Annotated in this window: 18 protein-coding genes; 9 read left to right on the top strand and 9 right to left on the bottom strand. The window is 45.8% G+C overall.

Annotated elements, in window-relative coordinates:
• Positions 1-6: 6 nt before the first annotated feature.
• Positions 7-1,164, top strand: coding sequence for an MFS transporter (locus tag BMZ72_RS18030; RefSeq protein WP_089810794.1), 1,158 nt, complete (start codon positions 7-9; stop codon positions 1,162-1,164).
• 85 nt (positions 1,165-1,249) lie between these two features.
• Here BMZ72_RS18030 and BMZ72_RS18035 read toward each other — a convergent pair whose 3' ends face one another.
• Positions 1,250-2,323 carry a hypothetical protein gene (locus tag BMZ72_RS18035; RefSeq protein ID WP_089810796.1) on the bottom strand — a complete coding sequence of 358 codons (1,074 nt, stop codon included), beginning with the start codon at positions 2,321-2,323 and terminating at the stop codon, positions 1,250-1,252.
• 600 nt (positions 2,324-2,923) lie between these two features.
• Here BMZ72_RS18035 and carB point away from each other — a divergent pair.
• Positions 2,924-5,743 carry a carbamoyl-phosphate synthase large subunit gene (gene carB / locus BMZ72_RS18040; protein ID WP_089810798.1) on the top strand — a complete coding sequence of 940 codons (2,820 nt, stop codon included), beginning with the start codon at positions 2,924-2,926 and terminating at the stop codon, positions 5,741-5,743.
• Positions 5,744-5,847: 104 nt separating this feature from the next.
• Here the strand turns inward: carB and BMZ72_RS18045 are convergent, their stop codons facing one another.
• A complete protein-coding gene (locus BMZ72_RS18045) occupies positions 5,848-9,075 on the bottom strand; it encodes a S41 family peptidase (RefSeq protein ID WP_089810800.1) in 3,228 nt (1,075 codons plus the stop codon).
• 860 nt (positions 9,076-9,935) lie between these two features.
• Between BMZ72_RS18045 and BMZ72_RS18050 the strand changes: the two genes are divergently transcribed.
• The 4 genes from BMZ72_RS18050 to BMZ72_RS18065 all read left to right on the top strand — a co-directional run bounded on the left by BMZ72_RS18050 (position 9,936) and on the right by BMZ72_RS18065 (position 15,500).
• Positions 9,936-11,945, top strand: coding sequence for a ComEC/Rec2 family competence protein (locus tag BMZ72_RS18050; RefSeq protein WP_177222828.1), 2,010 nt, complete (start codon positions 9,936-9,938; stop codon positions 11,943-11,945).
• A gap of 12 nt (positions 11,946-11,957) precedes the next feature.
• Entirely contained in the window at positions 11,958-13,469 is a 1,512-nt protein-coding gene (gene purH, locus BMZ72_RS18055; RefSeq protein WP_089810804.1) for a bifunctional phosphoribosylaminoimidazolecarboxamide formyltransferase/IMP cyclohydrolase, read from the top strand.
• A gap of 116 nt (positions 13,470-13,585) precedes the next feature.
• A complete protein-coding gene (locus BMZ72_RS18060; protein WP_255373228.1) occupies positions 13,586-14,140 on the top strand; it encodes an RNA polymerase sigma factor in 555 nt (184 codons plus the stop codon).
• Positions 14,141-14,153: 13 nt separating this feature from the next.
• Positions 14,154-15,500: a TonB family protein gene (locus tag BMZ72_RS18065; protein ID WP_177222829.1), complete on the top strand. Its 1,347-nt coding sequence runs from the start codon at positions 14,154-14,156 to the stop codon at positions 15,498-15,500.
• Between the two features lie 9 nt (positions 15,501-15,509).
• Here BMZ72_RS18065 and BMZ72_RS37190 read toward each other — a convergent pair whose 3' ends face one another.
• The 7 genes from BMZ72_RS37190 to mutY all read right to left on the bottom strand — a co-directional run bounded on the left by BMZ72_RS37190 (position 15,510) and on the right by mutY (position 21,765).
• The gene (locus BMZ72_RS37190) at positions 15,510-15,710 is read right to left on the bottom strand and encodes a YqaE/Pmp3 family membrane protein (protein WP_012788605.1); all 201 of its coding nucleotides are present in this window, start codon (positions 15,708-15,710) and stop codon (positions 15,510-15,512) included.
• Between the two features lie 12 nt (positions 15,711-15,722).
• A complete protein-coding gene (locus BMZ72_RS18075) occupies positions 15,723-17,099 on the bottom strand; it encodes a LutB/LldF family L-lactate oxidation iron-sulfur protein (RefSeq protein ID WP_089810809.1) in 1,377 nt (458 codons plus the stop codon).
• Between the two features lie 137 nt (positions 17,100-17,236).
• Positions 17,237-17,812 carry a DUF3109 family protein gene (locus BMZ72_RS18080; RefSeq protein ID WP_089810811.1) on the bottom strand — a complete coding sequence of 192 codons (576 nt, stop codon included), beginning with the start codon at positions 17,810-17,812 and terminating at the stop codon, positions 17,237-17,239.
• A gap of 88 nt (positions 17,813-17,900) precedes the next feature.
• The gene (gldD, locus tag BMZ72_RS18085; protein WP_089810813.1) at positions 17,901-18,503 is read right to left on the bottom strand and encodes a gliding motility lipoprotein GldD; all 603 of its coding nucleotides are present in this window, start codon (positions 18,501-18,503) and stop codon (positions 17,901-17,903) included.
• Between the two features lie 30 nt (positions 18,504-18,533).
• Complete coding sequence (gene gldE / locus BMZ72_RS18090) at positions 18,534-19,895, bottom strand: gliding motility-associated protein GldE (protein ID WP_255373229.1); 1,362 nt, start codon at positions 19,893-19,895, stop codon at positions 18,534-18,536.
• 167 nt (positions 19,896-20,062) lie between these two features.
• Positions 20,063-20,518 (bottom strand): single-stranded DNA-binding protein, encoded by a 456-nt coding sequence (locus tag BMZ72_RS18095; protein WP_012788610.1) that lies wholly within the window; start codon positions 20,516-20,518, stop codon positions 20,063-20,065.
• A gap of 182 nt (positions 20,519-20,700) precedes the next feature.
• Positions 20,701-21,765: an A/G-specific adenine glycosylase gene (gene mutY / locus BMZ72_RS18100; RefSeq protein ID WP_089811594.1), complete on the bottom strand. Its 1,065-nt coding sequence runs from the start codon at positions 21,763-21,765 to the stop codon at positions 20,701-20,703.
• A 573-nt stretch (positions 21,766-22,338) separates the two neighbouring features.
• Here mutY and BMZ72_RS18105 point away from each other — a divergent pair.
• From BMZ72_RS18105 to BMZ72_RS18115, 3 genes are all read left to right on the top strand, one after another.
• Positions 22,339-22,626 (top strand): HU family DNA-binding protein, encoded by a 288-nt coding sequence (locus tag BMZ72_RS18105; protein ID WP_012788612.1) that lies wholly within the window; start codon positions 22,339-22,341, stop codon positions 22,624-22,626.
• A gap of 2 nt (positions 22,627-22,628) precedes the next feature.
• Positions 22,629-23,492, top strand: a complete 864-nt coding sequence (locus tag BMZ72_RS18110; protein ID WP_089810817.1) for a tetratricopeptide repeat protein — start codon at positions 22,629-22,631, stop codon at positions 23,490-23,492.
• Positions 23,493-23,927: 435 nt separating this feature from the next.
• Positions 23,928-25,478, top strand: coding sequence for an Rne/Rng family ribonuclease (locus tag BMZ72_RS18115; protein ID WP_089810819.1), 1,551 nt, complete (start codon positions 23,928-23,930; stop codon positions 25,476-25,478).
• The last annotated feature ends 106 nt before the right edge of the window (positions 25,479-25,584 follow it).

Consider the following 25,584-nt stretch of genomic DNA (forward strand, 5'->3'; position numbering starts at 1 on the left):
TGTAGCATGTTACAGGAGTTGACAGTCAGTCATTCACAAAAAAGGATTACGCGCATAGCCGTCAGTGCCTTGTTTTTTCTTACAGGATTATGCTTTTCCAGCTGGGCGTCAAGAATTCCTGCCATTCAGCACAAACTCAACCTTTCTGAAGGTGAACTGGGAGGAATGTTGCTTGCCCTGCCGATCGGATCTATTTTATCCATGCCTGTTGCCGGTGTGCTGGTTAGCAGGTATGGTAGCCGCTATGTACTGATGACAGCCGGCTTGTTGTATGCGTTTATTCTGCCAACATTGGGTCTTACATCGACTGCCTGGCAGCTGTTTTCCTGCCTCGTACTGTTTGGATTCTGTGGCAACCTGGCCAATATCGCGGTGAATACACAGGCCGTGCTGGTAGAAGCGATGTATGGCCGTTCCATTATGGCTTCGTTTCATGGGCTGTGGAGTCTGGGTGGTTTTACCGGAGCCTCCATTGGTTCAGGTATGTCGGCACTGGGCATCCTGCCTTATCAGCATTTTCTCGTGATCATGGTATTAGCCGTTATCATTGTAGCCGTGGCTATCCGCCATACAGTATCTCATGATGCACCGGCAACGGGGGAGAAGACCCCTTTGTTTGCATGGCCTGACAAGGTATTGCTGATACTGGGTATTATCGCCTTTTGTTCCATGATCTGTGAAGGGACAATGTTTGACTGGAGTGGGGTGTATTTCAGAAAAGTAATTGGGGCGCCGGAGAAGACTGCCGGACTCGGATATACTGCCTTTATGAGTACGATGGCTGCCTTCCGTTTTGTGGCCGACTGGCTGACCACCCGTTTTGGATTCAAAAGAATGTTGCAGATAAGTGGTGCACTGACAGCCGGAGGCTTGCTGATCGCTGTATTACTGCCTTATTTCCCGACAGCTATTCTCGGTTTCCTGCTGGTAGGTGCTGGTGTTTCCTCTGTTGTACCGCTGGTCTACAGTGCTGCCGGACGTAGCAAAACCTTATCACCAGGTATGGCGCTGGCCGCTGTATCTACGATCGGTTACCTGGGCTTTCTGGCCGGACCGCCATTGATCGGATTTGTGGCACAGGCGACCAGTCTGCGTATCTCATTCTCCATTATTGCACTGATGGGGATCTGTATAGCGGTGATGAGTACCCGGGCGAAGGAGTAACTTATAATAATGCGGAGTGTTTTAGAAAAATAGAGGGGCTGATCGTAATGATCAGCCCCTCAAATATTTTGAAATAAAGACATGGTTATTTTTTTACCAGTTCCACCATATAGGATGTATTCGCAGTATTTACGATCGTGATCGCCTGCGGAGTCATTTCGAGAAACTTTACGGAATAAGAATAGAAGTTGGCGAATTCCAGGCCATTATTGTCAACTACGATCGTCAGAATTTTGGACTCTGCGTCAAAAGACCAGCCGCCTTTTTCCAGTTTGGTCTGCGTCTGAGTGCCATAAGCCAGCTTGTCGCAGGTGGAGTTTTCCAGGATAACGCGGGTGGCACTGGCAGAGAATAATTCGCTGAACTCATTCTGATCTGTGAACATCATGTCATACTTGGTCACGCCTGAGATAGCTGCAATGCCCTCAAAGCATTGGCTGTTGCTATTGATGCAATATTGCACCTTCCCATCCACACAGGTGAAATTGGTTTTGGATGTATCCGGCAGATAGTAGTTCTGCCATTTACCATTGGCATCAGTTCTCCTGTTCACCTTCCATGAGCCTACAAAATCCTGGTATTCAGCAATGCCGTTCTGGCTGTGAATACGTACGAGCCCTTTCACATGATTACTGATGTGGTTCAGGGAGTCGTATGCTGCATAAGTTACGGATAAAGTATCTCCGATGATGTAGGGAGGCAGCTTGATAATGATGGAAGAATCTATGTAGTCACCCTGGCGTCCCAGTGCGGCAGGCATGCCTGCTGCCTCTCTGTAGAAGCCACGGCTGGCAGAATAATCTACTTTAAAGTGTGCGCCGCTACCATTGATGGTAACATAAAACCCTTTGATGGTGGATTCGTAGTAGGTAAAATTAGGTTTTACGACGATATAACGGCCACTGATGGCGTTTACGATGTTTTTATCTTCGGTCAGCACCGGAGATCCGGCTACGCCGGATGCGGCAGGGATAGCGCCCGGGGTATAAAGACCAAAGGCTACTTTTACCTTGGTGGCCAGCATTGTTCTGTCTCCAAGGTGGATAGTGTCAATTTTTTCTGGTTGTTCGGTATCAGTACCGCCACCGTCGTCGTCTTTTTTACAGGCGTAAAAAGCAACAGCACAGGCCAGCACGCCGAATAATAATAGCTTTTTCATGGTATCAGGGTTTGTTAGGTTGTTTGGATCAAGTAAATAGAGTTGTTAGTAATGATGGTGATCGATCGGCTCTTTTCTTCAGAATTTGTCTTAATGTCATGTGAATGCTATATGTCCCTCAAACGCTTATAACTTGTTTTTCATATTAAAAAATAAGCACATTATATACGCGTTTCAGCCACTTTAGGATTTTCCACAGGATAAATTGTTTGTTATTCGTCTAACGTGCTGTAATGTAATCTGTTGTATCTATTTTGGGACCGGGACAAAGCTTGTTCTCCTATAAAAGTATATGTTTTTTCTGAAATGTGATAGTGTGGGATGGAGATTAATAATGATTTTACGGGGCGCTTTTGTTCCTGCCTGAAAAGTTGCAGGAGGGGATTTGAGTACACTACATGCGCTGCAATAAATATGTTTATTAATATTATTCGTTTGGCTAACCCCTTATCAGTAAAGGATTTAAAACTTTGTATTTCCGATAGCGTTAAATTTAATTACCACAATGAACTTTGAAACCCTTAATTTTGCACGATTTTTTTGTCGGAGAATGGTACTAAAATCAGACTAGGTTTTAAAATTTTCAATTAGAATACGCAAATGCCGAAAGATTCCTCTATCAAATCTGTTCTTATTATTGGTTCTGGTCCTATTATTATTGGTCAGGCTTGTGAATTTGACTATTCCGGCTCCCAGGCAGCACGTTCGCTGCGTGAGGAAGGTATCAGGGTAGTATTAATCAATTCCAACCCGGCTACTATCATGACTGACCCTATGATGGCCGACAAGGTGTACCTGTTGCCGCTGACAGTAGAAAGTATAGAACAGATACTGGAGGAGCAACAGATCGATGCCGTACTGCCTACCATGGGTGGCCAGACAGCATTGAACCTCTGTAAAGAGGTGGACGAGCTGGGTATATGGGAGAAGTTCAATGTCCGCCTGATAGGTGTGGATATCAAAGCCATCGATAAGGCAGAAGACCGTGAACAGTTCCGCCAGTGGATGATCCAGCTGGGCGTGCCGGTAGCACCGGCTAAAACTGCGAACTCTTTCCTGGAAGGAAAGGAATTCGCACAGGAAATCGGATTCCCGCTGGTTATCCGTCCTTCCTTCACCCTGGGTGGTACCGGTGGTGGTTTCGTGCACAGCAAAGACGATCTGGATGAAGCACTGCAACGTGGTTTACAGGCGTCTCCGATTCATGAAGTACTGGTTGAAAAAGCAGTACTGGGTTGGAAAGAATTTGAGCTGGAGCTGCTGCGCGATAAGAATGACAACGTAGTGATCATCTGTACTGTGGAAAACCTCGATCCAATGGGGGTTCACACAGGAGACTCCATCACAGTTGCACCTGCCATGACCCTGAGCGATACCGCTTTCCAGGACATGCGTAACAAAGCGATCATGATGATGCGTGACCTCGGTAACTTTGCCGGTGGTTGTAACGTACAGTTCTCGCTGAATCCTGAAAATGAAGAACTGATCGCTATCGAGATCAACCCTCGTGTGAGCCGTTCCTCTGCACTGGCATCCAAAGCAACTGGTTATCCGATTGCTAAGATCGCCGCAAAACTGGCAATTGGTTACAGCCTGGATGAACTGGAAAACCAGATCACCAGAACCACTTCCGCATTCTTTGAACCAGCACTGGACTACGTGATCGTAAAAATGCCACGCTGGAACTTCGATAAATTTAAAGGTGCTGACCAGACCCTGGGTCTTCAGATGAAGTCCGTAGGTGAGGTAATGTCCATCGGACGTACTTTCACTGAAGCTTTACAGAAAGCCTGTCAGAGTCTGGAAAATGATGCACTGGGTCTCGGTTACTACGGTAAATCAGCAATGAAGAGCGATCAGCTGCTCGAAAGACTGAAGACGCCAACCTGGGATCGTATCTTCCGTATTAAAGACGCCCTGATGGAAGGTGTTTCTGTGAAACACATCCACCAGATGACTTATATCGACAAGTGGTTCCTGAACCAGATCAACGATATCGTGAACATGGAAAAGCAGCTGGCTGAACAAGATCTGGAATCAGTAACAAAAGACATGCTGAGCGACGCCAAGAGAATGGGCTTCTCCGATATGCAGCTGGTTCACCTGTTCGGTAACTGCGAAGAGAAGGAAGTTTACGAAAAACGTAAATCCCTAGGTATCACCCGTACCTATAAAATGGTAGATACCTGCGCAGCTGAGTTTGAAGCGGTAACTCCTTATTTCTACTCCACATTTGATACCGTAAACGAAAGCAAACCTTCTGATAAGAAGAAAGTGATCGTACTGGGTTCCGGTCCTAACCGTATCGGTCAGGGTATCGAATTTGACTACTGTTGTACACACGGCTTACAGGCTATCCAGGAATGCGGCTATGACGCGATCATGGTGAACTGTAACCCTGAGACCGTGTCTACTGACTTCGATATGGCTAACAAGCTGTACTTCGAACCGGTATTCTGGGAGCACCTGTGGGAAATCATCGAACTGGAAAAACCAGAAGGTGTGATCGTACAGCTGGGTGGACAGACAGCGCTGAAGCTGGCTAAACGCCTGGAAGAAAATGGTATCAGGATCATCGGTACATCCTTCGATAACATGGATATCGCCGAAGACCGTGGCCGTTTCTCTGAACTGCTGGAAGAACTGAAGATTCCTTTCCCTAAATATGGTACTGCATACAACACTGACGACGCGATCGAAGTGGCTAAAGAAGTAGGTTATCCTGTACTTGTGCGCCCTTCTTACGTACTCGGTGGTCAGCGTATGCGTATCGTGATCAACGAAGAAGAACTGGAAAGCTCTGTACTGAGCCTGCTGAAACACCTGCCAGGTAACAAGATCCTGATCGACCACTTCCTGGATCGTTGTCAGGAGGCTGAGATCGACGGTATCTTCGACGGTGAGAATTTCCATGTAATGGGCGTGATGGAACACATCGAGCCTGCCGGTATCCACAGTGGCGACAGTAACGCGGTACTGCCAGCGTTCAACCTGAGCCCGATGGAAGTAACTACCATGGAATACTACGCTGAGAAGATCGCACGTGCGCTGGATATCCGTGGTCTGATCAACATCCAGTTCGCTATCAAAGGTGGACAGGTATTCGTGATCGAAGCAAACCCACGTGCTTCCCGTACGACGCCGTTCATCGCAAAAGCATACCAGGTACCTTACCTGAACATCGCTACCAAAGTGATGCTGGGTGCTAACAAACTGACTGATTTCAAGATCGAAAAGAAACTGAAAGGTTTTGCGATCAAAGAACCAGTATTCTCCTTCAACAAATTCCCGGGCGTGAACAAAGAACTCGGCCCTGAAATGAAATCTACCGGTGAAGCGATCCGTTTCATCAAAGATCTCAGGGACCCTTATTTCAGGACCCTGTACAAGGAGAAGAGCATGTATCTGAGCAATAAGTAAGATCAACCGGAAAAAGGCCGTAAAAAGCCGGATTCTGACTATAAAACAAAGGCGACATCGGTATGATGTCGCCTTTGTTGTTTTTATGCCTTAAACGCCTGTATTTATTCTGCGCGGACAGGACCGGCAGGTTTTTTCACAGCAGGTGTTTCCTTTATATCCTTCATCAGTAGTTCCACTGTTTTTTCCAGCTGCGGATCTTTACCGGCAATCACCTCCTGCGGTGTCATTTCGACCTCCACATCAGGAGCGACGCCTTTATTTTCAATGATCCATTTGCCATCTTTACTGAAGATGCCCAGGCGTGGCGCTGTAACAAATCCACCATCCATCAGCGCCGGGTAGTTATAGATACCCACCAGGATACCCATGGTCGTTGTACCTACCAGCGGTCCCAGCTTCTTCTCATGGAACATGAATGGCATCAGATCGCCGCCAGAGCCGGCATAACTGTTAGTGATCATCGCTTTCGGACCAAAGATGGCATTGCCCGGAGTGGTCATCGGTAAACCCTCACGTGTACCCCAGTAATTCAGCAGATCACGGTTCAGCAGGTCTATGACATAGTCAGCCGCAGAACCGCCGCCGTTGAAGCGTTCGTCGATGATGACGCCTTTCTTGTCCAGCTGCGAGAAATAGTAACGGTTGAAATATGTGTAACCATCTCCTCCGGTATTCGGCATGTAGACATACGCCAGTTTACCATTGCTTAACTGATCTACCTTCTTACGGTTACCTTCTACCCAATCCATTTCCCGTAATGCAGCTTCAGAATTAAGCGGTATCACCGTGTATTCTTTTGCACCATTGGCATCAGGTTGCTGATTGACCAGTATACGTACCTGTTTGCCGGCAGTACCCTGAAACAGGCTGTAAACTTCTGTATCGCTGCTGACAGATACACCGTTCACCGCAATAAGATAATCGCCTTCTTTTACCTTGATGCCCGGTTGCGTCAGCGGGGCCCTGAACTGTGGATTCCAGTTCAGACCTGAGTAGATCTTTTTGAAGCGGTAGTGCCCGTTTTCAATGCTGTAGTCAGCACCCAGTAAGCCTACTGGCTCAATAATGGGTTTAGGCGCATCACCCTGTCCGACATAGGCATGACCGATCACCAGTTCACTCATCATTTCATTGAACAGATAGTTGAGGTCTTCCCGATGCCCAACATAAGGCAGGAAGCGCTGGTACTTCTTTTTTACGGCTTTCCAGTCGGCGCCATGCATATTATCCACATAAAAGAAATCTCTTTCAATACGCCAGAGTTCATCAAACATCTGAGGCCATTCAGCGGCAGGATCGACAAGTGTGCGAACGTTCCCTATCTGTAACGTTCCTTCGCCTGTATTTGCTTTACTGCCCGTGCCAACGATACCACAGGAACCTGATGCGATATACAAGAGCTTTTCTCCGTTCTGGCTGACGGTATAACCATCGATACCGCTCATCAGCACATCGCTTTTACGCCTGGTAATATCGTAGCTGTAGAGTGTACTGCCAGAGCGATACAGGAGTTTGTTGGCAACAAGTCCGTTCAGCTGTGAATATTCATCAGCAGGTAGAGGCAATGCAACGATACGCTGGTCAATATTCGCAAGGTCAATAGCCGTCTGTGTTTTCGAGGAGTCTTTTGTATCTGATTTCGTATCTGACTTTTCCTCCTTTTCATTCTTCTCCTGCTCATCATCGCTTTCAGGCGCCAGCAGAGAAGGAGTATTGGCAGAGAGTACGATTGCATAGATACTACTGCGAACAGGATGTTCGTAGGATGTCATGTCCAGCCAGCCGGTATTCTGTGCGTAGTTGGTACTCGCGATGAAGAAGATGTATTTGCCATTTTTGCTGAAGACAGGTTCTGCTGCTTCACTACGCCCATCTGTTACCTGGCTGCTTTTTTTATCAGCAATATTGTAGAGGAAGACTGCCTGCAGACTGTTAGGCAAACGCTTGTTGTAGGTGATCCAGCGGGAATCAGGACTCCAGTTGGCGCTGAAGGACTGATCCGGACGATCGTAACTATCTTCATCGATCTGCGTTACTTTTTTGCTTTCTATATCGACATAGTACAGTCGTAATTTCTTATCTGCAAAGAGTATTTTCCTGCTGTCCGGCGACCACAAAGGACTATAAAAAAAGCTTGTTTCACCCAGCGGAATGATCTGTGCGGGTTTCTCTGCTTTCTGATCCCGAATGTGTAAAGCATATTCACCACCGGCATCAGAAAAATAGGCAATGGACTTACCATCCGGCGACCATACTGGAGAACGCTCATGTGCACCAGGTGTAGCGGTGATGTTACGTACGTTGCCTTTTTCTGCTGGAACGGTCAGCACGTCGCCACGGAATTCTACTGCTGCACGAACGCCGGTAGGCGAGAGGTTGACGCTCCTGAGCGCACCAACAGTAGCGTTGATATAATGAGGTCTTTTGTAAGGAAGGTCTGCTTCCAGATTAATGGTTAATGCGGTGCTTTTACCGGAAGCAGCGTCCCATTTATTGATCCTGCCAGCCTGTTCATACACGAGTGTTTTACCATCAGAGAACAGTGTTTTAACATCATAGTCTTTATGATTGGAGATCTGTGTAACGGTCTTACCTGAGATAGCATAACGGAAGATATTCATGGTACCGTTTCTGTCGCTCAGGAAGTACACATCATTACCCATCCATACGGGACGGATGTTGTTGGCGCCGGCATCCGGAATTTCGATGATTGTATTTGTCTGATTGTTGAAGATCCAGATCTTCGGCATGTTACCACCTCTGTAGTGTTTAAAGGGGCGGTAGGTGCCTGCCCTTTCTGTAGGGTCGGGGTTTTTGATATAGGCGGTATACAATCCATCGGGAGAGATATTTCCCTGGTGTGCTTCCGGCATTTTCAATTTAACCGGCATACCGCCATTGATGCTGACTTCAAACAATTGCTGGAAGCGCATGGAGAATGAGTTGCGGGTAGATGCAAAAACGATCTTGTCGTTGCCATGCCATCCCCGTACGATATCCGCATCCGGGTGGTGGGTGATGCGGCGGGGAATACCGCCGTTAACGGATACGACATAGAGATCGACATTGCCTTCATAGTTACCGCTAAAGGCGATCCATTTACCATCCGGAGATAACATAGGTTCCAGTTCGACATCCGGGTTGACTGTGATGCGTTGTGGATGTTGGCCATTTTCATCAGTGGTCCAGATATCACCTGCATAGTTGAATGCAATCTGATGCTGACTGATAGACGGGGAGCGCAATAACAGGGTCTCTGTAGTTTGCGCTGTGGCTGTGGCGCAGGCAAGGCCTGTCAGCATAAGCAGGATAACGGGTTTGTGTAACATTTGGATCTGATTAAACTGTTGAAGTGTATCTACTAATTTATACTTTTTCTAAGGTAAGTGGATGCGGGAAAGTACTGATTCTGGAAGGAAATATACCTGGACAGGTTTATTAAACCTATACTATCCCTGATCTGCTACGTTGAGCCTTCATTCAAAAACGGAGGACTAACGGCGTAGATAAGGGATCATATCAAAGTAATGACGGTGTATATTGACGATAAAAAAGGAGAAAAGACGGCAAACGCAGTGCTGACAAGGAATTAGGCACTTAATCTACGAAATGGATAGTATAACAAATGGTGTTATAACAGTCGAAATATATTGTTAGGATAACTAATTGACGATTGGTGGAAACGCTTGACGATGGCGGGATGTAACGATGTCATAAATGCCTTAAAGAAGTATTGTTACGTCTTAAAATGATCAGAGCCTGATGAAGATCAGGCTCTTTCTTTTCCCTCAAAATAACCATTAAAGACACGACTATTTATGTGTATAAATAGCGTGACCGGTAATGCAGTTTACTATAAATATTAAATATTAAAAAGATGTTAACTAATCAATAACAGATGTGGAAATATGTAATTATTATAATGCTGTAAAACAATTAATTAATAATTAATGATATTTATGCATATGTAAAAAGCATCTTATTGCAGAAATATTTTTCATGCTATAAACTTATCAAGCAGGTAGATAATTCCCATATCTTAAAAACAAATTTCATGTGTGAAAGACTTACATTCATTACTTGAATAGGTTAACCATATAGTGTCGTCATGTTTGTTAGCTTTCTTAAAGGTGCACCATTTCTGCGCCTGATAATCTGTTTATCTGCCGGCATACTTATACAAATATTTATGTCATTAAAACTCCCGGTAATATTAGCTACGCTGGCTTTTACGGGAATATTGCTGTTTGCTGCATCACGATTGCCGGTGTTTGTACAATACCGGTATGACTGGTGGAGAGGTATTGTATTACAATGGCTGGTGGCTGGTAGTGGCTGTATGCTGGTATTATTATCAGATGTACGTTATCACGGGCATTATTTCGAAAGAAACAGCAAACCCGGAAGTCTGCTACAGGTAAGGCTGGAAGAGCCCGTACAGGCGAAGAAAAAGACCTTAAAAACGATCGTGCAGGTACGATACATTGTAAGTGGCAACACGCGTATACCTGCAAAAGGACGTTTACTGGTGTATTTACAAATGGAGAGTAATGCTCTGCGATTGCGACAGGGAGATCAGTTATTGATCAATGGTACGACAGCACCGGTTTCGCACAGTGGTAATCCAGGTGCTTTTGACTATCGGCGTTATTGTGCCGGGCAGCAGATCTACCGGCAGGTGTATCTGCAACAGGACGCCTGGCGTTTGTTGCAGGAGCGGGAGGAATCTTATATGCAAAGGTGGCTGAGCGCAGGCCGTGTGTATTGTCTGCAGACATTACAGCAGTATATCGGTGGACGTGAAGCTGCATTGGCGGCTGCTTTGCTGATAGGGTACAGGTATGATCTGGACAGTGATATGGTACAGGATTATACGAATACGGGCATCGTTCATATTATCGCTATTTCAGGGATGCACCTGGCGCTGATATATGGGGCTTTGTTATGGTTGTTGCGCTGGTGGCCTGCACATCGTTTCGCTGATATACTGAAAGGAATACTGATCATTACACTGCTGTGGGCATTTACATTACTCACAGGCGCTTCGGCATCTGTATTACGTGCGACGGTGATGTTTACGTTTCTGACACTGGGCAGGTTTGTACTGGACAGGCATACGAATGTATATAACACACTGGCGGCGTCTGCCTTCCTGCTCTTGTGTTATGAACCCAGATTGTTGCTGGATGTGGGTTTTCAGTTGTCTTACCTGGCCGTGCTGAGTATTGTAGTTGCTTATCGCAGGTTATATCATCAGTTGCAGTTTGATAATAAATGGTTGAACAGGTTGTGGGATATGACTGCCCTGACATTGGCTGCACAGCTATTTACACTGCCGGTATCGCTTTATTATTTTCATCAGTTCCCTTTGTATTTTCTGCCGGCTAATATGATCGCAGTGCCTTTATCGACGGTCGTTCTGTATGGAGAGATTGTGCTGTTAATCGCCGGGCGGATCCCTGCTATCGCCGGTATTGCGGGGCCCTTACTAAGGATGATCATGCAGTGCATGAATATGCTGGTAAGTAAGATCGGTCATCTGCCAGGTGCATTGCCAGGGGATATGCAGCTACAGCTGTTCGGTGTATTATGTCTGTATGTGTGTATCGGCGGGTTATTGCTCTGGATGATCCACAAATGGAGACAGGGCCTGTATGTAGGTCTGGTTGCGATGACCAGCTGGAGTGCAGGTGGAATGATCCTTCGTCTGAGTGAACAACATCAGCGGAAAATGGTTGTTTATAACATACCAGGGCATACCGTGGTGGATATGGTGAAGGGGCGCCGGGTGTGGCGTGTAGCGGGAGCGGAGATAGCCGATACTTTATACGATCGTTACCTGCGGCCGGCACATGTTTTCTATGGCGCTACTGATCAGGGTATGACCAGGACCTGTGCAGAGGCGTGTCTTTTTCCCGGTTTTAGGGTACTGATTGCCGGTAATAAGCGGCTGGTGGTAGTGGATAGTATCCTGCCGGAGCTGCGTCCGGAGAAAAAGTTGCGGACAGATTATCTTTTACTTTCACATAATCCGCATGTGGATATCAGACAATTGGAAAAGATATTTGACGCAGCCTATTACATTTTTGACGCTTCTAACTCCCTGCGGAACATTCAACGGTGGAAAAGTGATTGTTACGTGCTAACTTTGCGCTTCTTTTCGGTTCCGGATCAGGGAGCCTATGTTGTAAATTTCTAATGATTTCCATACATGCAAAAGCAAATTAAATCTGCATTGATCTCCGTTTTCTATAAAGATAACCTGGAGAACATTGTTAAAAAGTTAGGTGAACAGGGAGTAACTATTTATTCAACTGGTGGTACTCAGAAATTCATCGAGGACCTGGGCGTGAAATGTGTGGCGGTGGAAGAGCTGACAGCTTATCCTTCCATTCTGGGCGGACGTGTAAAGACGTTACACCCTAAAATTTTTGGTGGTATCCTGGCTCGCCGGGAGAATCCACAGGATCTGGAGCAGCTGGCTCAGTATGCTATTCCTGAACTGGATCTGGTGATTGTTGACCTGTATCCGTTTGAGGAAACAGTAAAGAGCACAACAGAGGAGCAGACCATTATCGAGAAAATTGATATTGGTGGCGTATCCCTGATCAGAGCGGCGGGTAAGAACTACAAAGATGTAGTGATCGTTGCTTCTAAAGATCAGTATGCTGATCTGGAGCAGGTGCTGAATAACGGTAACGGTACCAGCATTCAGGACCGCAGAGCATTTGCTGCAAAAGCATTTGAAGTATGTGCGAACTACGATGTAGCTATTTCCCGGTATTTCCTGAACAATGAGCCTGCTGCATACTTCCAGGTATCTGCACCTCAGGGTCAGATCATGCGTTACGGAGAAAACCCTCATCAGAAAGGCGTATTCTACGGTAACCTGTCTGAAATATTCAATAAACTGCACGGTAAGGAGTTGTCATATAACAACCTCGTGGATGTGGACGCTGCCTGTCAGCTGATCCAGGAGTTCACAGAAACTACTTTCGCTGTTATCAAACATACCAACGTATGTGGTATTGCCAGCCGTCCTACGCTGAAAGCAGCCTGGGATGCAGCACTGGCTGGTGACAAGGAAAGCGCTTTCGGTGGAGTACTGGTAACTAACGCGGTGATCGACAAGGCAACCGCTGAGTCTATCAGCGAAATCTTCTTCGAAATCCTGATCGCACCTGGTTTTGACGCTGATGCGCTGACCGTACTGCAGGCTAAGAAGAACCGTATCCTGTTGCAGCAATTGCAGCCGGTGAAGGCGCCTTATGTATATAAAAATGTCCTGAACGGCGTTCTGCTGCAGGAAAATGATAAGGGTAACTACCAGGAGTGGAATGAAGCGGGCGCAAGACCGTCTACCGCTGCTGAAAAAGCAGACCTGGAATTTGCCAATCTGGTATGTAAACACCTGAAATCTAACGCGATCGCGCTGGTAAAAGACAAACAGCTGATCGGTAAAGGTTGCGGACAGACTTCCCGTATCGATTCACTGCGCCACGCTATTGCGAAGGCTGCTCAGTTCAACTTCGATCTGAAAGGTGCTGCTATGGCTTCTGACGCATTCTTCCCATTTGATGATTGCGTGCGTATTGCGCATGAGGAAGGTATCACTTCCGTGATCCAGCCTGGAGGTTCCGTAAGAGATAATGATTCAGTAGAATTCTGCAAACAGAACGGTATGGTGATGGTAATGACCGGCACCCGCCACTTCAGACACTAAGTTTGTTCTGTATCTGCAAAAGCATATTAAAAAGCACTGGCATCTGCCGGTGCTTTTTTGCTAAAAATTCTTTACTATTGTCCATCTAATCTATGGCCTTTTTACACCATAATATCATGAAAGATGCTGATGATGCCGTGTTGATCCTGGAGTACAAACGCTCCGGTCAGCTCGACTATCTGGCTGCGTTGTATCAACGCTACATGAATCTGGTATATGGTGTATGCCTGCGCTATTTTGATGAAGAGTCCAGTAAGGATGCCGTTATGCAGATCTTTGAGGAGCTGATCGTTAAGTTGCAGCAGCATGAGGTTCAGAACTTTAAGAGCTGGCTGCATGTGCTGACGAAGAACTATTGTCTGATGAAACTGCGTTCTATGAAAAACAGGGAGGGAAGGGAAATTTCCATGGACGGACTACCCGTTATGGAAAATGACTCTTTTGCACATCATGAGAACGGAGTGAACATAGAGGTACACCTGCAGGGCATGGAAAAATGCCTGGACGCTTTGCCGGAAGAGCAAAAGCGAAGTGTTGATCTATTCTATCTCAAAGAGAAAAGCTATAAAGAGGTGGCGGATATCACAGGATATGACATGAAAAAGGTGAAAAGTTATATCCAGAATGGTAAACGCAATCTGAAAATCTGTATGGAACAACAAGATGCCTGATAAGCACAGTCATATGAACCATAGCGTTGATCCGGAATTGATCCGCAAATATCTGGCAGGAGAGCTGGATAATAAAGCGATGCATGCCCTGGAGAAACAGGCCCTGGACGATCCGTTTCTGGCGGATGCCCTGGACGGGTTTGCTGAATACAAACCTGATCAACGTATACATCTGGCTGATCTTAACAAGCGACTGGAGATCCGTGTAAAGGGTAAAGAAGAGGGGAAGGTCATTCCGATGGTCAGACTGGACAGGCGTTGGCTGGCAGCCGCGGGAGTCCTGCTGTTGCTGATGGGCGGATTGTTCTGGATGTGGCGTTCCGGCTTCAGCGGCGATCATGCAATTGCCTTTAAAACCACGGATGTTGCTGATAGTTCTATTACCGACACCTTACAATATTATAACCAGGAAGAACCGATGGCCTGGGGCAATAAAGCCGATAAGCTGCCTGGTATCAGCATACCGCCGGATACAGGCAGACATATTTTCCCTGGAAATGTCGCTGCTGAATCCAGAGGGATTGCAGGGATCTTAAAAAGAGAGCAGGATACGGTAGCCCTGGCAATGGCGCCATCACCAGCTGCTGTTGCGGCTGCACCGACCTTCATGGCGGCGGATAAGGCAGAAAGAGCGGATACCATTGATACCAGGATCGTGGATGTAGCCATCGCAAATCCGAAAGAGATGCTGGAAAAAGATAGAGAAAGAGAAAGCGATACGAGGTATAGGAATGTCTTTGCGGCAAAACCGATCGTAGCCAGCCGCTTTATCAGGGGACAGGTCAATGATGGGAAAAACGGCTTGCCTGGTGTGGCTGTGAGGCTTGAGGGTACTGCACAGGGTGTAGTGACGGGGGCGGATGGATCGTTCTCACTGAATGTACCCGATACCGCAAAAAATGTTAGCCTGGTTACCTCTTATATCGGATTTAAACAGCAAAGACTGAGTCTTTCACCAAGAGAAAATAACCTGGACATTACCCTGAAAGCAGATAATAGCAGTCTGAGTGAGGTTGTTGTAACCGGTTATGATAAGAAGTTCAGCAGGAAAATGGGTAGTATTTATCAGCCGCCAATGCCGGCTGAAGGATACGACAGTTATAATGAATACCTGGCAAAAAATACCCGTTATCCAGCTTCCGCTGCTGCTGATAATGTAAAAGGTAAAGTAAAAGTATCGTTCAGGGTTATGCCGGATGGCGCTCTGGAGGACATTAAGATAGTCAGACGTTTACAACCTGATTGTGATGCAGAAGCATTGCGACTGATAAAAGAAGGTCCCGGATGGACACCTGCATCCGACGGAACGACAGCCCGCGCTACCGTGGAGATCTATTTCCCGGTGAGAACTCCCAGATAATTAAATAAACTACCTGTTTTGCTTCATTGCCTTTACTATTTTCCGTGTTCTACGGTCTTCCCGTGCATTTTGAAGGGATATAACGGCCCATATGGCGGCAGGTATCCAGCCAATTAATGTGATCTGTAGTAACAGGCATAAGATACCTGTTAAGATCTTTCCTCTTAACATAAAGGAGAGCCAGGGTAACAGAATGGCGATAAGTGTCATATTAAAAAGGTACTATTTTTTTCTCTCTTTCCACAGCTGGTTAAAGGATTTTGGTGCGAATACAGGCAGTGACCTGTCATCACCCCAGGCTTGTGAGAAGAATTTCTTCATGAAGAAGTTTTTGGCGCCGCCGCCTACGAGGTTCATCATCCTGCGGCTCAGACTTGCCTGTTTCCAGCCAAACCAGGACATTTTTTCTCCACCGGAGGTATAGTTCTCCTCCACCGCTTTATGACGATTATGGAGCAGTAATTCGTGTACATTGATCCTTACAGGGCATACCTCTGTGCAGTTACCGCAAAGAGAGGAGGCATAGCTGAGGTGCATGAATGATTCCATGCCCTGCAGGTGTGGGGTAATAACGGATCCGATGGGACCACTATAGGTAGTGCCATAGCTATGACCGCCGATGTTCTTATAGACAGGGCAGGCATTCAGGCAGGAGCCACAACGAATGCAGTAAAGACTTTCGCGGGCTTCTGTATCGGCCAGGATGTTGGTACGGCCATTATCCATCAGGATAACGTACATTTCTTCAGGACCATCCGTTTCGTTTTCCTGGCGGGGACCACTGAAAATAGAATTGTATACGGTTACCTGCTGACCGGTACCATAGGTCGCCAGTAAAGGCCAGAACATGGCCAGGTCATTGATGGAAGGCAGCATCTTTTCGATACCTACCAGTACGATATGCGTCTTGGGAAATGCGGTGCTGAGACGTGCATTACCTTCATTTTCGGTAACAGCGATACCGCCAATGTCAGCTATGATGAAGTTAGCGCCGGTGATGCCGATTTCTGCGTCGAGGTATTTCTGACGCAGTTTTTCTCTGGCGACCAGGGTCATTTCCTGGGGCGTCAGATTGGGAGGTGTCCCCAGTTTTTCTGCGAACAGTTTTGCGACGTCTTCCTTGCTTTTATGCATGGCGGGCGTCACGATGTGATAAGGCGGTTCTCCGTCCAGCTGCTGGATGTATTCCCCCAGATCGGTCTCCACACATTCAATGTTATGCTGTGCCAGGAAGTGGTTCAGGTGTACTTCTTCCGTAGCCATGGATTTACTCTTTACGATGCTTTTGCAGTTCCTGGCCTCGCAGATAGCGAGTATTTCTTCGAGTACCTGCTGTGTGTTCTCTGCCCAGATCACTTTACCACCTCTGCGGGTGAAGTTGCTTTCAAATTCCTCGAGGTGTTTATCCAGGTGTTCCAGTGCTCTCCACTTGATATTCTTGGCTCTTTCGCGCGCGGTGGTCAGATCGGCAAACTGTTGTTTACCAGCTTTCACGGCAGTGTTGTACTTACCTATATTGAAGTTGATCGTCTGGCGATGTATGAGGTTTGTCGCTTTCTTCTCACTGTTATCAAGAAAAGTGGAGGCGTTCTGATGCATAAGTTGTCGAGATTGCTGATTTCAGGAATTACAAAACCCATACCGGTTTCCGGTATGCAGGGAATGAATGAAAAAACAACTGTTAGTTAGTACGGAGTAAAGATAGCGAATGCAGGAATAGCATCAGCAACCGGCTATTATTCAGCTTTGTATTGTTTTGTCGCGATTTTGTCCAGCACCTGATAGAATTCTTCTCCATATTTACGGATCAGCGCTTCCCGGAGAAAGCGGTATACCGGTACACGGAGGCTTTTTCCATTTTTACAGGCTGGTTTACAGATGTCCCATCTGTCATAGTTGAGTGCCTCGAAGGCCTCGTATTTAGTCACCCGGATAGGGTAGAGGTGGCAGGAGATAGGCTTTTTGTAGTCGACTACACCGTCATTGTAGGCTTTTTCGATGCCACAGCCGACAACGCCATGGTCGTCGATCACAGCGTAGGCGCAGATGCCTTTATTCACAATAGGCGTGACATAGCCATATTCATCGTCGGTGGTATGTGTACCTGTTTTTTCTATTTCGGCGATGCCGTCGGGCCGAAGGTAGGATTTGATCTTCGGGTAGATCTTCTTGAGTTTCTTCACTTCCTCCTTATCCAGCGGCGCTCCGCAATCACCCGCAACGCAGCAGGCGCCTTTACAGGCTCCCAGGTTGCAGACGAACTGTTCCTCAATAACTTCGTCGCTGATATACTTATCGTCAATAATGATCATAAATAAATTGATGGTCGATAGTCCGCTGCTGTTGGCATGAAGGCGGACCGGATTCCTTAAAGACGCAAAGTTACAAAATAGTCGAAGACTATCGCCACCTGAGCGTTTCTACAAGGTGCCACATATCTTCCTGTAGGAATTGCTGTACCGGTGCAAGGGAATCTGCGTTGGGAGCGGCATCGAAATACAGTGCCCCGCGCAGGAAGTGCACGGTGGAGTCTGTTGCGTAGAACTGTTTGGCGGAGGCGGCATTACCACCTACGTCGTAGAACTCGCCGGAGACATTAAAGGGAGTATGTATTGTTTTTTCGTCAATGTATTCTGCCTTATAAGTGTGTTTATAGGTCATTTTAAAGGCGTCATTGACGAGTTGCTGGAAGTTATTTTTATCGTTTTTACCGATTTCCTTGTAGCTCATATAGATCTTGCCACTCAGGGAAGGGAATTCGACATTGATCCAGTATGGATTTTCGGTTTTCTGACCGAAAAAGAGGCTGTCTTTGACGATATTGGCATAGACAGGGTACTCGAAGGTATATGGATAACCGGGTACGTCAAATACGCGATATTCCCTTTTGGGGAAGTTGATCTGAAAATAGCCGCGTGGTTTGGGCGTATAAGATTGTTCGCAGGCTGCAAAGGTGAATGTAAGCAGCAGCAAAAGCAAAATGGCATTCCCGGTTAATTTCATAGTAAGCTTCTTGTAGTTAGGTGTACTGCACTATTTCTCGTCTTCCACATTTTGTCTGATGGTGACCTGTACTTTCTGGATGCGCATTTTGCTCACTTCCAGTACGGTAAAGTCGTATTCCTCGTGGGATATTACGCTGTTTTCTTCCGGGAATTTACCTGCCAGTTCGAGGATCAGTCCACCGATAGAGTCACTTTCTCCTTTCACGACCTCAAATGTATCGGGAGGGATGTTCATGATACGGCAAACGTCATTGAGCATGGTTTTGCCTTCAAAAACGTAGGTATTGTTGTCTACTTTGCTGTAGTTGAATTCTTCTTCGTCGAATTCGTCTTTGATATCACCGATTACTTCTTCCACGATATCTTCCAGGGTAACGATCCCGGAGGTGCCACCAAATTCGTCTACAACTACGGCAAAATGCATACGTCTGTTCTGGAACTCTGCGAGGAGGTCTTCGATCAGTTTATGGCCGTGTACGAAGAAGGGTTGGCGCATAACGGTGTGCCAGTCAAAGCTTTTGCCTTTATCGAGGTGGGGCAGAAGGTCTTTTGTATGGATCACACCGACGATATTATCGAGGTTGCCTTTGTATACGGGAAGGCGGGAGTAGTGCAGGTCAGCCACGCGTTTTACGACGATGTCGAAGTTATCGTCATATTCGATCCCGGATACGTCCAGACGTGTGTGCATGATCTGTTTAACGGTGATATTGCCGAATTTCAGGATGCCTTTGAGGATATTTTTTTCTTCCTGGGAGGCGGTTGGATCCACGCTCATTTCGATGGCTTCGTCGATCTCCTGATAGTTGACAGCGCCGCTGCCTCTGTGGAAGAAGCGGGCTTCAATGCTTTCGCTGAGACTAACGTAAAAGTCGCTGACAGGTTCGAGGGTCGCATGTACGAGGCTGACGAACCAGGCGAAGTAGGTGGCGAAACGGATATTGTTCTGCGCCGCCCATACCCTTGGCAGTACCTGACCACAGAAGAGGAGTACGAAGATGATAATGGCTATACGTACTACAAAAGACACAACCGGAACGGTCTGGAGGTCTTCCATCTGGGTGATGAGGTAGCTGGTGACCATGATAAAGGCGAGGGAGAGGAGGATACCTGCTGTCTGGAGAGAGGCCAGCAGTGAGCGCGGCTTTTCCAACAGTTTGGTAATCAGCTTTCCGCTGGTGTTCTGCCTTGTTTTCAGGGCGTTCAGGTCTTTATAGTTCAGGGAGAAGAATGCCACTTCTGCGCCGGAGACGATAAAGGCCATGAGTAGGAGTATGAATATCACAAGCAGATAGATAACCACGTTCGGAGTGGCGATGGGCGCCGCTGCTTGTAACAGGGTAAGCTTACCAGGTAAAATGCTTGCCGGATAGGTGTACAAAATGTTCAACTTTGACGTGATAAATATTAGAACCCCGAGCATATAGCAAAGTAAGTTCCAAAAAAATGGGAAAGTAATTCAGGTCTTAAATTGAATCGCTTTCCCTATATGCAAATATAAGTAATGTCCCATAAAGGGATTATCAATCAAAAAGAATTAATATTTTTATTGGATAGTTAAAAAGGAAGGTCGTCCGCTGTATCGTTCAGTTGGGGGGGTATTTCCATATTGGGGAAATTATCACCGGTATTGCTGCCTGTGTTGCTATGATGTATGGCATGTTCAGTGTTGTTCAGGTCCATACGTTTATCCAGCATAACAAGGTTATCACCTACTACTTCAGTGGCAAACTTCTTATTACCCTCCTTGTCTTCCCAGCTGCGGGTACGGAGGCGTCCTTCAATATATACAAGACTTCCCTTGTGCAGGTACTTTTGGGCTAATTCCGCCAGTCCGCGCCATAATACAACCGTATGCCATTCTGTTTGGGAAATCAGTTTACCAGCTCTGTCTTTGAATGTTTCTGTCGTAGCCAGGGAAAACTTGGCTACCGCGATATTACCTTCTAAAAACTGTACATCTGGATCTCTACCCAAGTTGCCAATCAGGATTACTTTATTAACACCTCTCATTGTTGCAGGTTTTAATCTATTGATTTTAAACTATTGAAAATATACGCTTCTTTTAAAATGAACAACCTTTCTAAAGTTAATGTTTTTTTCAAATCGACAGTGAAAATTTTACCGTATAGTTTTTAGCTCAAATACCTTGCCGTAGCAAGTTGAGCGCTGTTCACAGGCAGTAAGTTTTCGTATCAGAATAGGGTCAGTTCCCTGTTTCTGAGAAAGTCGGTGATGGTTTTAGGAAAGGCGTAAAGATCCAGTTGATCCCTTGGGACGGCCGTGTAGCCGGGGATTTCGGGCTTTTTGCTGACTGAAAGCAGGAGAAACTGACTATGGATGGTCTGATGTGTAAGCTGCTGTTTGAAAGTAGCGGAAGCCCCATCCATGTTGTAACGTATATCTTTCATCACTGTTTTGAAGGCCGCTGAGGATTGTAAGGAGGCCAGGTCTTCAGGTCCTGTCGTTTCGATGAGCATGAATTCGTGGAGGTTTTGCCAGATGTCATTTTCCGTACGTTTCCGGATATAGACATTGTCTTTATGCTGGAGTACCAGGTAGTAGAAGTAACGCTTCTTAATGACCAGCTTTTTGGATTTCACGGGCAGGAGTGCGGTGAGACCCTGCTGGAAGCCTTTACATTTTGCGGCAAGCGGACAGCTATTACAGGCGGGTTGTTGCGGTTTGCATACAACGGCGCCAAAATCCATAATGGACTGGTTATACGAAGCTGATTTTCCGTGTGGAAGCAGTTCCTGCGCGAGGTCGGCAAACTGTTTTTTACCAGCTGTTGTATCGATGGGGGTATCTATGTCAAAGAATCTGGACAGCACACGAAATACGTTGCCATCCAGGACGGCGTGTGGCAGGTTGAATGCAAAGGAGGCGATAGCGGCGGAGGTATATGGCCCAACACCTTTGAGCGACTGTATGGCCTCGTATGTATTCGGGAAATGCCCGTGATACTGAGATGCGATCTGTTTAGCTGCAGCCAGCATATTTTTACAGCGGGCATAGTAACCCAGTCCCTGCCAGAGGCGGAACACTGCTTCTTCCGGCGCTGCGGCCAGTTCCTGAACGGTCGGATAGTTTAAGATAAACTTCTCGTAGTAGGCCCATCCCTGTTCCACACGCGTTTGCTGGAGTATAATTTCAGACAGCCATATCCGGTAGGGGTCTTTCTCACCTTTCCAGGGCATGGAACGCGTATTCTCGTTATCGTTCCATTCCAGGAGTGCATTCGTAAAAAACTGCTTCATTTCTGCAAATATAATTGGATGAATGAGAACGGGAATAATGGTAAAAGGGGAGATGGTTGTATTGAAAATATTTAATGTATGTATCGTGAGGAGCGCCGGCAAAAAATCCATCGGTTGCAGGTGAATATATTTACGATAATATTCAACTGTCAGAAGGGCGCAGTAAAATGGAACAGAAGTTGTTGAGATATAGACGAATATGGAAAAAATTGCGTTATAATAGAGAAAGAGTGATTATCTGTTACTAGCTGATCAGGAGAGTTTTTTTTCCGTTAAGCGAAGAAAAAAAAGACGAAATGAATATTATTTTTTGTATATTCGTTAATGAGTGGTTTAGTGAATTATTGTGATTTACCCTAATGAATATGTACTTGTACTGGCCTCGCATATGGAATCTTTCACTTTCCGGGTAGCTCGTTACTTGTATTTTTCTGACTACTAATCGACTGATCTGCAAATAGATATATTGTATAAATCTCTGGTATAAGAAAAAAACATAAAATTTATTTGCTTAAAATTCAGCAATTAAAAAAATTTAAATAATTTTGGGACAAGTAATCCTTCGCTTCAATTATGAGAAAAGCTGACTTAATTAACAATATTGCTGAGAAAACCGGCATACCTAAAGTAGATGTGTTAGTAACACTAGAAGCCATGTTTAAGGAGGTCAAGGAAGCGTTGGCTAATGGCGAGCATATCTATATCAGGGGCTTTGGTAGCTTCATTACGAAAAAGAGAGCTGCTAAAATTGGCCGTAACATCAAGAAAAACGTTGCCGTAGAGATTCCGGAACATTTCATTCCGGCGTTTAAGCCTTCTAAAGAATTCGTTGCAGAAGTAAAGAAGCTTAAAAGTTTGTAGTTTTGCAGCCTAATATTTTAGGCGTGCAAAAATCACAGATTCTCTTGGTCGGTGCCGCAGCGACATTACTCGTAGTATTAGTCGCCTTCGGCCGCACCGTGCCTCATTCGGATAAAAAAGCGATGCCAACTGCCGCTCATATGCATGACGGACAGGAGGGAAAACCTATTGCCTTTGATGAATTGCTGGCGTCTGCCAAGCAAAAAATCCCTGCAGATAGACTCGTTGCCATCACCGCCCTTGAAAATAAGGTGGTGCGGGGCGACGTGAAGAATCAGCAAATAGACGCTTACAAACAGTTATATGCCTCCTGGGACAGCCTTAACCAACTGCCCATAGCTGCGTATTACCTTGGCGAATCTGCCAAGTTGGAAAATTCCGAAAAAAGCCTCACCTTTGCAGCCAATTTATTTTTAGAACATCTGGAGCACGCAGAGGACCCTGCTATTGCCAAATGGGAAAGTTCACAGGCTATCAGCCTGTTAGGTCAGGCTATTGAGCTGAACCCTAAGAACGACTCCCTGAAGATCAAACAGGCACTCCTGTATATGAATACAGGAGAACCAATGGTAGGTGTCCAGAAATTACGGGATGTGGTAGCTGCCAATCCTGATAATGCAGAAGCTCAGATAACATTGGCAAATCTAGCTATACAGTCTAATCAGTTTGATAAAGCCATAGAAAGGATGGAGACGTTCACCCAGAAACATCCTGACGAGGCTAAAGCTGTATTTGTATTGGCAGAAGCCTATCGCGGCAAAGGTGACATCAAAAAGGCGGTCGAATTACTGGAACACTGTAAGACGCTGTTAAATGATCCCTCACTGAAGGCGGAAATAGATAATTATATTAAGAGTATTAAATAATATTCATTTTTCTAAACATTTAAAAACTTATTAGCGTATGCCTTGCGGTAAGAAAAGAAAAAGACATAAGATAGCCACTCACAAACGTAAAAAAAGACTGAGAAAGAACCGGCATAAGAAGAATAAGAAATAATTTTCTCCTGTTTCCCGCCATTTATACTAACCAGGTTTTATTTGCGGCGCGGTGATCGGATAAAAATTTTTATATATCCTGCATGATTTTAGCGATTATTATTAAATTGCTGGAGTCATGCAGGTTTTTTCCACAAATCCCGCTTAGAATTCCGGATATTACCTGCTGATCGCTAAACCCTTAAGCAATCCATCATCACGTATGCTGGCCTTCGCCAGCAGTAATCTGGTATGCAGTACGCTGTTGTTAAATAGCCGTGCATAACTCAAAGGTGAAGTTATAATGGTTAAAATTTTGGACGCTTGAACAAGGAACTTATTATAAATGCGGCACCTACTGGTGTGGAAATAGCGTTGCTGGAAGATAAGAAACTGGTGGAATTGCATCACGAAAGCGGCAATCCCAACTTTTCTGTAGGGGATTTATACCTCGGGCGGGTGAAAAAATTGATCCCGGGCCTTAATGCGGCTTTTGTTGATGTGGGTTTCGAGAAAGATGCTTTCTTACATTACACAGACCTTAGCCCATATATACGTTCTATACTCAAATTTACCCAGCAGGCTATTTCAGATAAAACCCCCGAGGGGTTTGACTTTACAAAGTTTAAGAATGAGCCGGAGATCGTAAAAACCGGCAAAATCACAGATGTGCTGGGCGGTAAGCCTAACATCCTGGTGCAGATCTTAAAAGAACCGATTTCCTCCAAAGGTCCTCGTCTTAGTTGCGAAATTTCTCTTCCCGGAAGATTCATCGTGTTAACACCCTTTAATGACATTGTCGCAGTATCTAAAAAGATACACTCTTCCGAAGAAAGAAAAAGACTACAAAAAATAGTCGAAGCGATCAAAACACCCAACTTTGGTGTAATCGTTCGTACAGCGGCAGAAGGAAAGAAAACGGCTGAACTGCATGAGGATCTGACAACACTTGTGGAAACCTGGAAAAATATTCAGGCTAACCTGCGCGGGGCACAACCGCCGCAGAAGATCCTGAGTGAACAGGCCAAGACAACCAGCATATTACGTGACCTTCTTAACGAGAGCTTCAACCGTATTGTGATCAATGATCGCAACATGTATTCTGATACCAGGGCCTATATCCAAAAGATCGCCCCTGAAAAACAGGATATTGTCCAGCATTATCACAACGGCGCTCCTATTTTTGATCACTATGGCGTTACCCGCCAGGTAAAAGCTTCCTTCGGGAAAACAGTTAACCTGGACAGTGGCGTGTACCTGATCATAGAAGCTACTGAAGCATTACATGTCATCGACGTTAACAGCGGATATAAAAGCTCCAGCAATAACCAGGAACAGAATGCCCTCGCATCCAACCTGGAAGCTGCTGCAGAAATAGCCCGTCAGTTACGCCTCCGTGACCTGGGGGGGATCATCATCATCGACTTCATTGATATGAAGTTGCCGGAAAATAAGAAAGTAGTTTACGAAGCCATGGAGAAATTCATGGCGCAGGACCGGGCAAAACATACGATCCTGCCTATTTCGAAATTCGGCCTGATGCAGATCACCCGCCAACGTGTGAAACCCGAAGTCACTATATCAGTTGCAGAAGATTGCCCTACCTGTCATGGTACCGGTAAGATCGGCGCTTCCGTACTGATCATTGACGAAGTCGAAAAGAACCTGCAATACCTGATCAACCATCAGCACAAAGGTCTTACTCTGAGGGTACACCCTATATTTTACTCCTACCTGGCCAAAGGATTTCTTACCTCCCGCCAGTGGAAATGGTACTTCCAGTACAAGAAATGGGTCAGGGTTAAAGCTGATTCCAACTATCATCTGACAGAATATCGCTTCTTTGATGCCAACGAGGAAGAGATCAAATTATAATTTCATCCTAACTGCTTTATCTAAAACGCTTAACACAATATTGTGTTAAGCGTTTTACATTTGTACCATCAAACATTTTATCAGCAAAGGCTGTTTTTCATTTTAA

Origin of the sequence: Chitinophaga sp. YR627 (assembly GCF_900114995.1) — a bacterium.
GTDB lineage: Bacteria > Bacteroidota > Bacteroidia > Chitinophagales > Chitinophagaceae > Chitinophaga.

Coding starts and splice junctions, on each gene's coding strand:
- BMZ72_RS18030 (WP_089810794.1), top strand. CDS start 7: ATGTTACAGGAGTTGACAGTCAGTCATTCACAAAAAAGGATTACGCGC.
- BMZ72_RS18035 (WP_089810796.1), bottom strand. CDS start 2,323: ATGAAAAAGCTATTATTATTCGGCGTGCTGGCCTGTGCTGTTGCTTTT.
- carB (WP_089810798.1), top strand. CDS start 2,924: ATGCCGAAAGATTCCTCTATCAAATCTGTTCTTATTATTGGTTCTGGT.
- BMZ72_RS18045 (WP_089810800.1), bottom strand. CDS start 9,075: ATGTTACACAAACCCGTTATCCTGCTTATGCTGACAGGCCTTGCCTGC.
- BMZ72_RS18050 (WP_177222828.1), top strand. CDS start 9,936: ATGTCATTAAAACTCCCGGTAATATTAGCTACGCTGGCTTTTACGGGA.
- purH (WP_089810804.1), top strand. CDS start 11,958: ATGCAAAAGCAAATTAAATCTGCATTGATCTCCGTTTTCTATAAAGAT.
- BMZ72_RS18060 (WP_255373228.1), top strand. CDS start 13,586: ATGAAAGATGCTGATGATGCCGTGTTGATCCTGGAGTACAAACGCTCC.
- BMZ72_RS18065 (WP_177222829.1), top strand. CDS start 14,154: ATGAACCATAGCGTTGATCCGGAATTGATCCGCAAATATCTGGCAGGA.
- BMZ72_RS37190 (WP_012788605.1), bottom strand. CDS start 15,710: ATGACACTTATCGCCATTCTGTTACCCTGGCTCTCCTTTATGTTAAGA.
- BMZ72_RS18075 (WP_089810809.1), bottom strand. CDS start 17,099: ATGCATCAGAACGCCTCCACTTTTCTTGATAACAGTGAGAAGAAAGCG.
- BMZ72_RS18080 (WP_089810811.1), bottom strand. CDS start 17,812: ATGATCATTATTGACGATAAGTATATCAGCGACGAAGTTATTGAGGAA.
- gldD (WP_089810813.1), bottom strand. CDS start 18,503: ATGAAATTAACCGGGAATGCCATTTTGCTTTTGCTGCTGCTTACATTC.
- BMZ72_RS18095 (WP_012788610.1), bottom strand. CDS start 20,518: ATGAGAGGTGTTAATAAAGTAATCCTGATTGGCAACTTGGGTAGAGAT.
- mutY (WP_089811594.1), bottom strand. CDS start 21,765: ATGAAGCAGTTTTTTACGAATGCACTCCTGGAATGGAACGATAACGAG.
- BMZ72_RS18105 (WP_012788612.1), top strand. CDS start 22,339: ATGAGAAAAGCTGACTTAATTAACAATATTGCTGAGAAAACCGGCATA.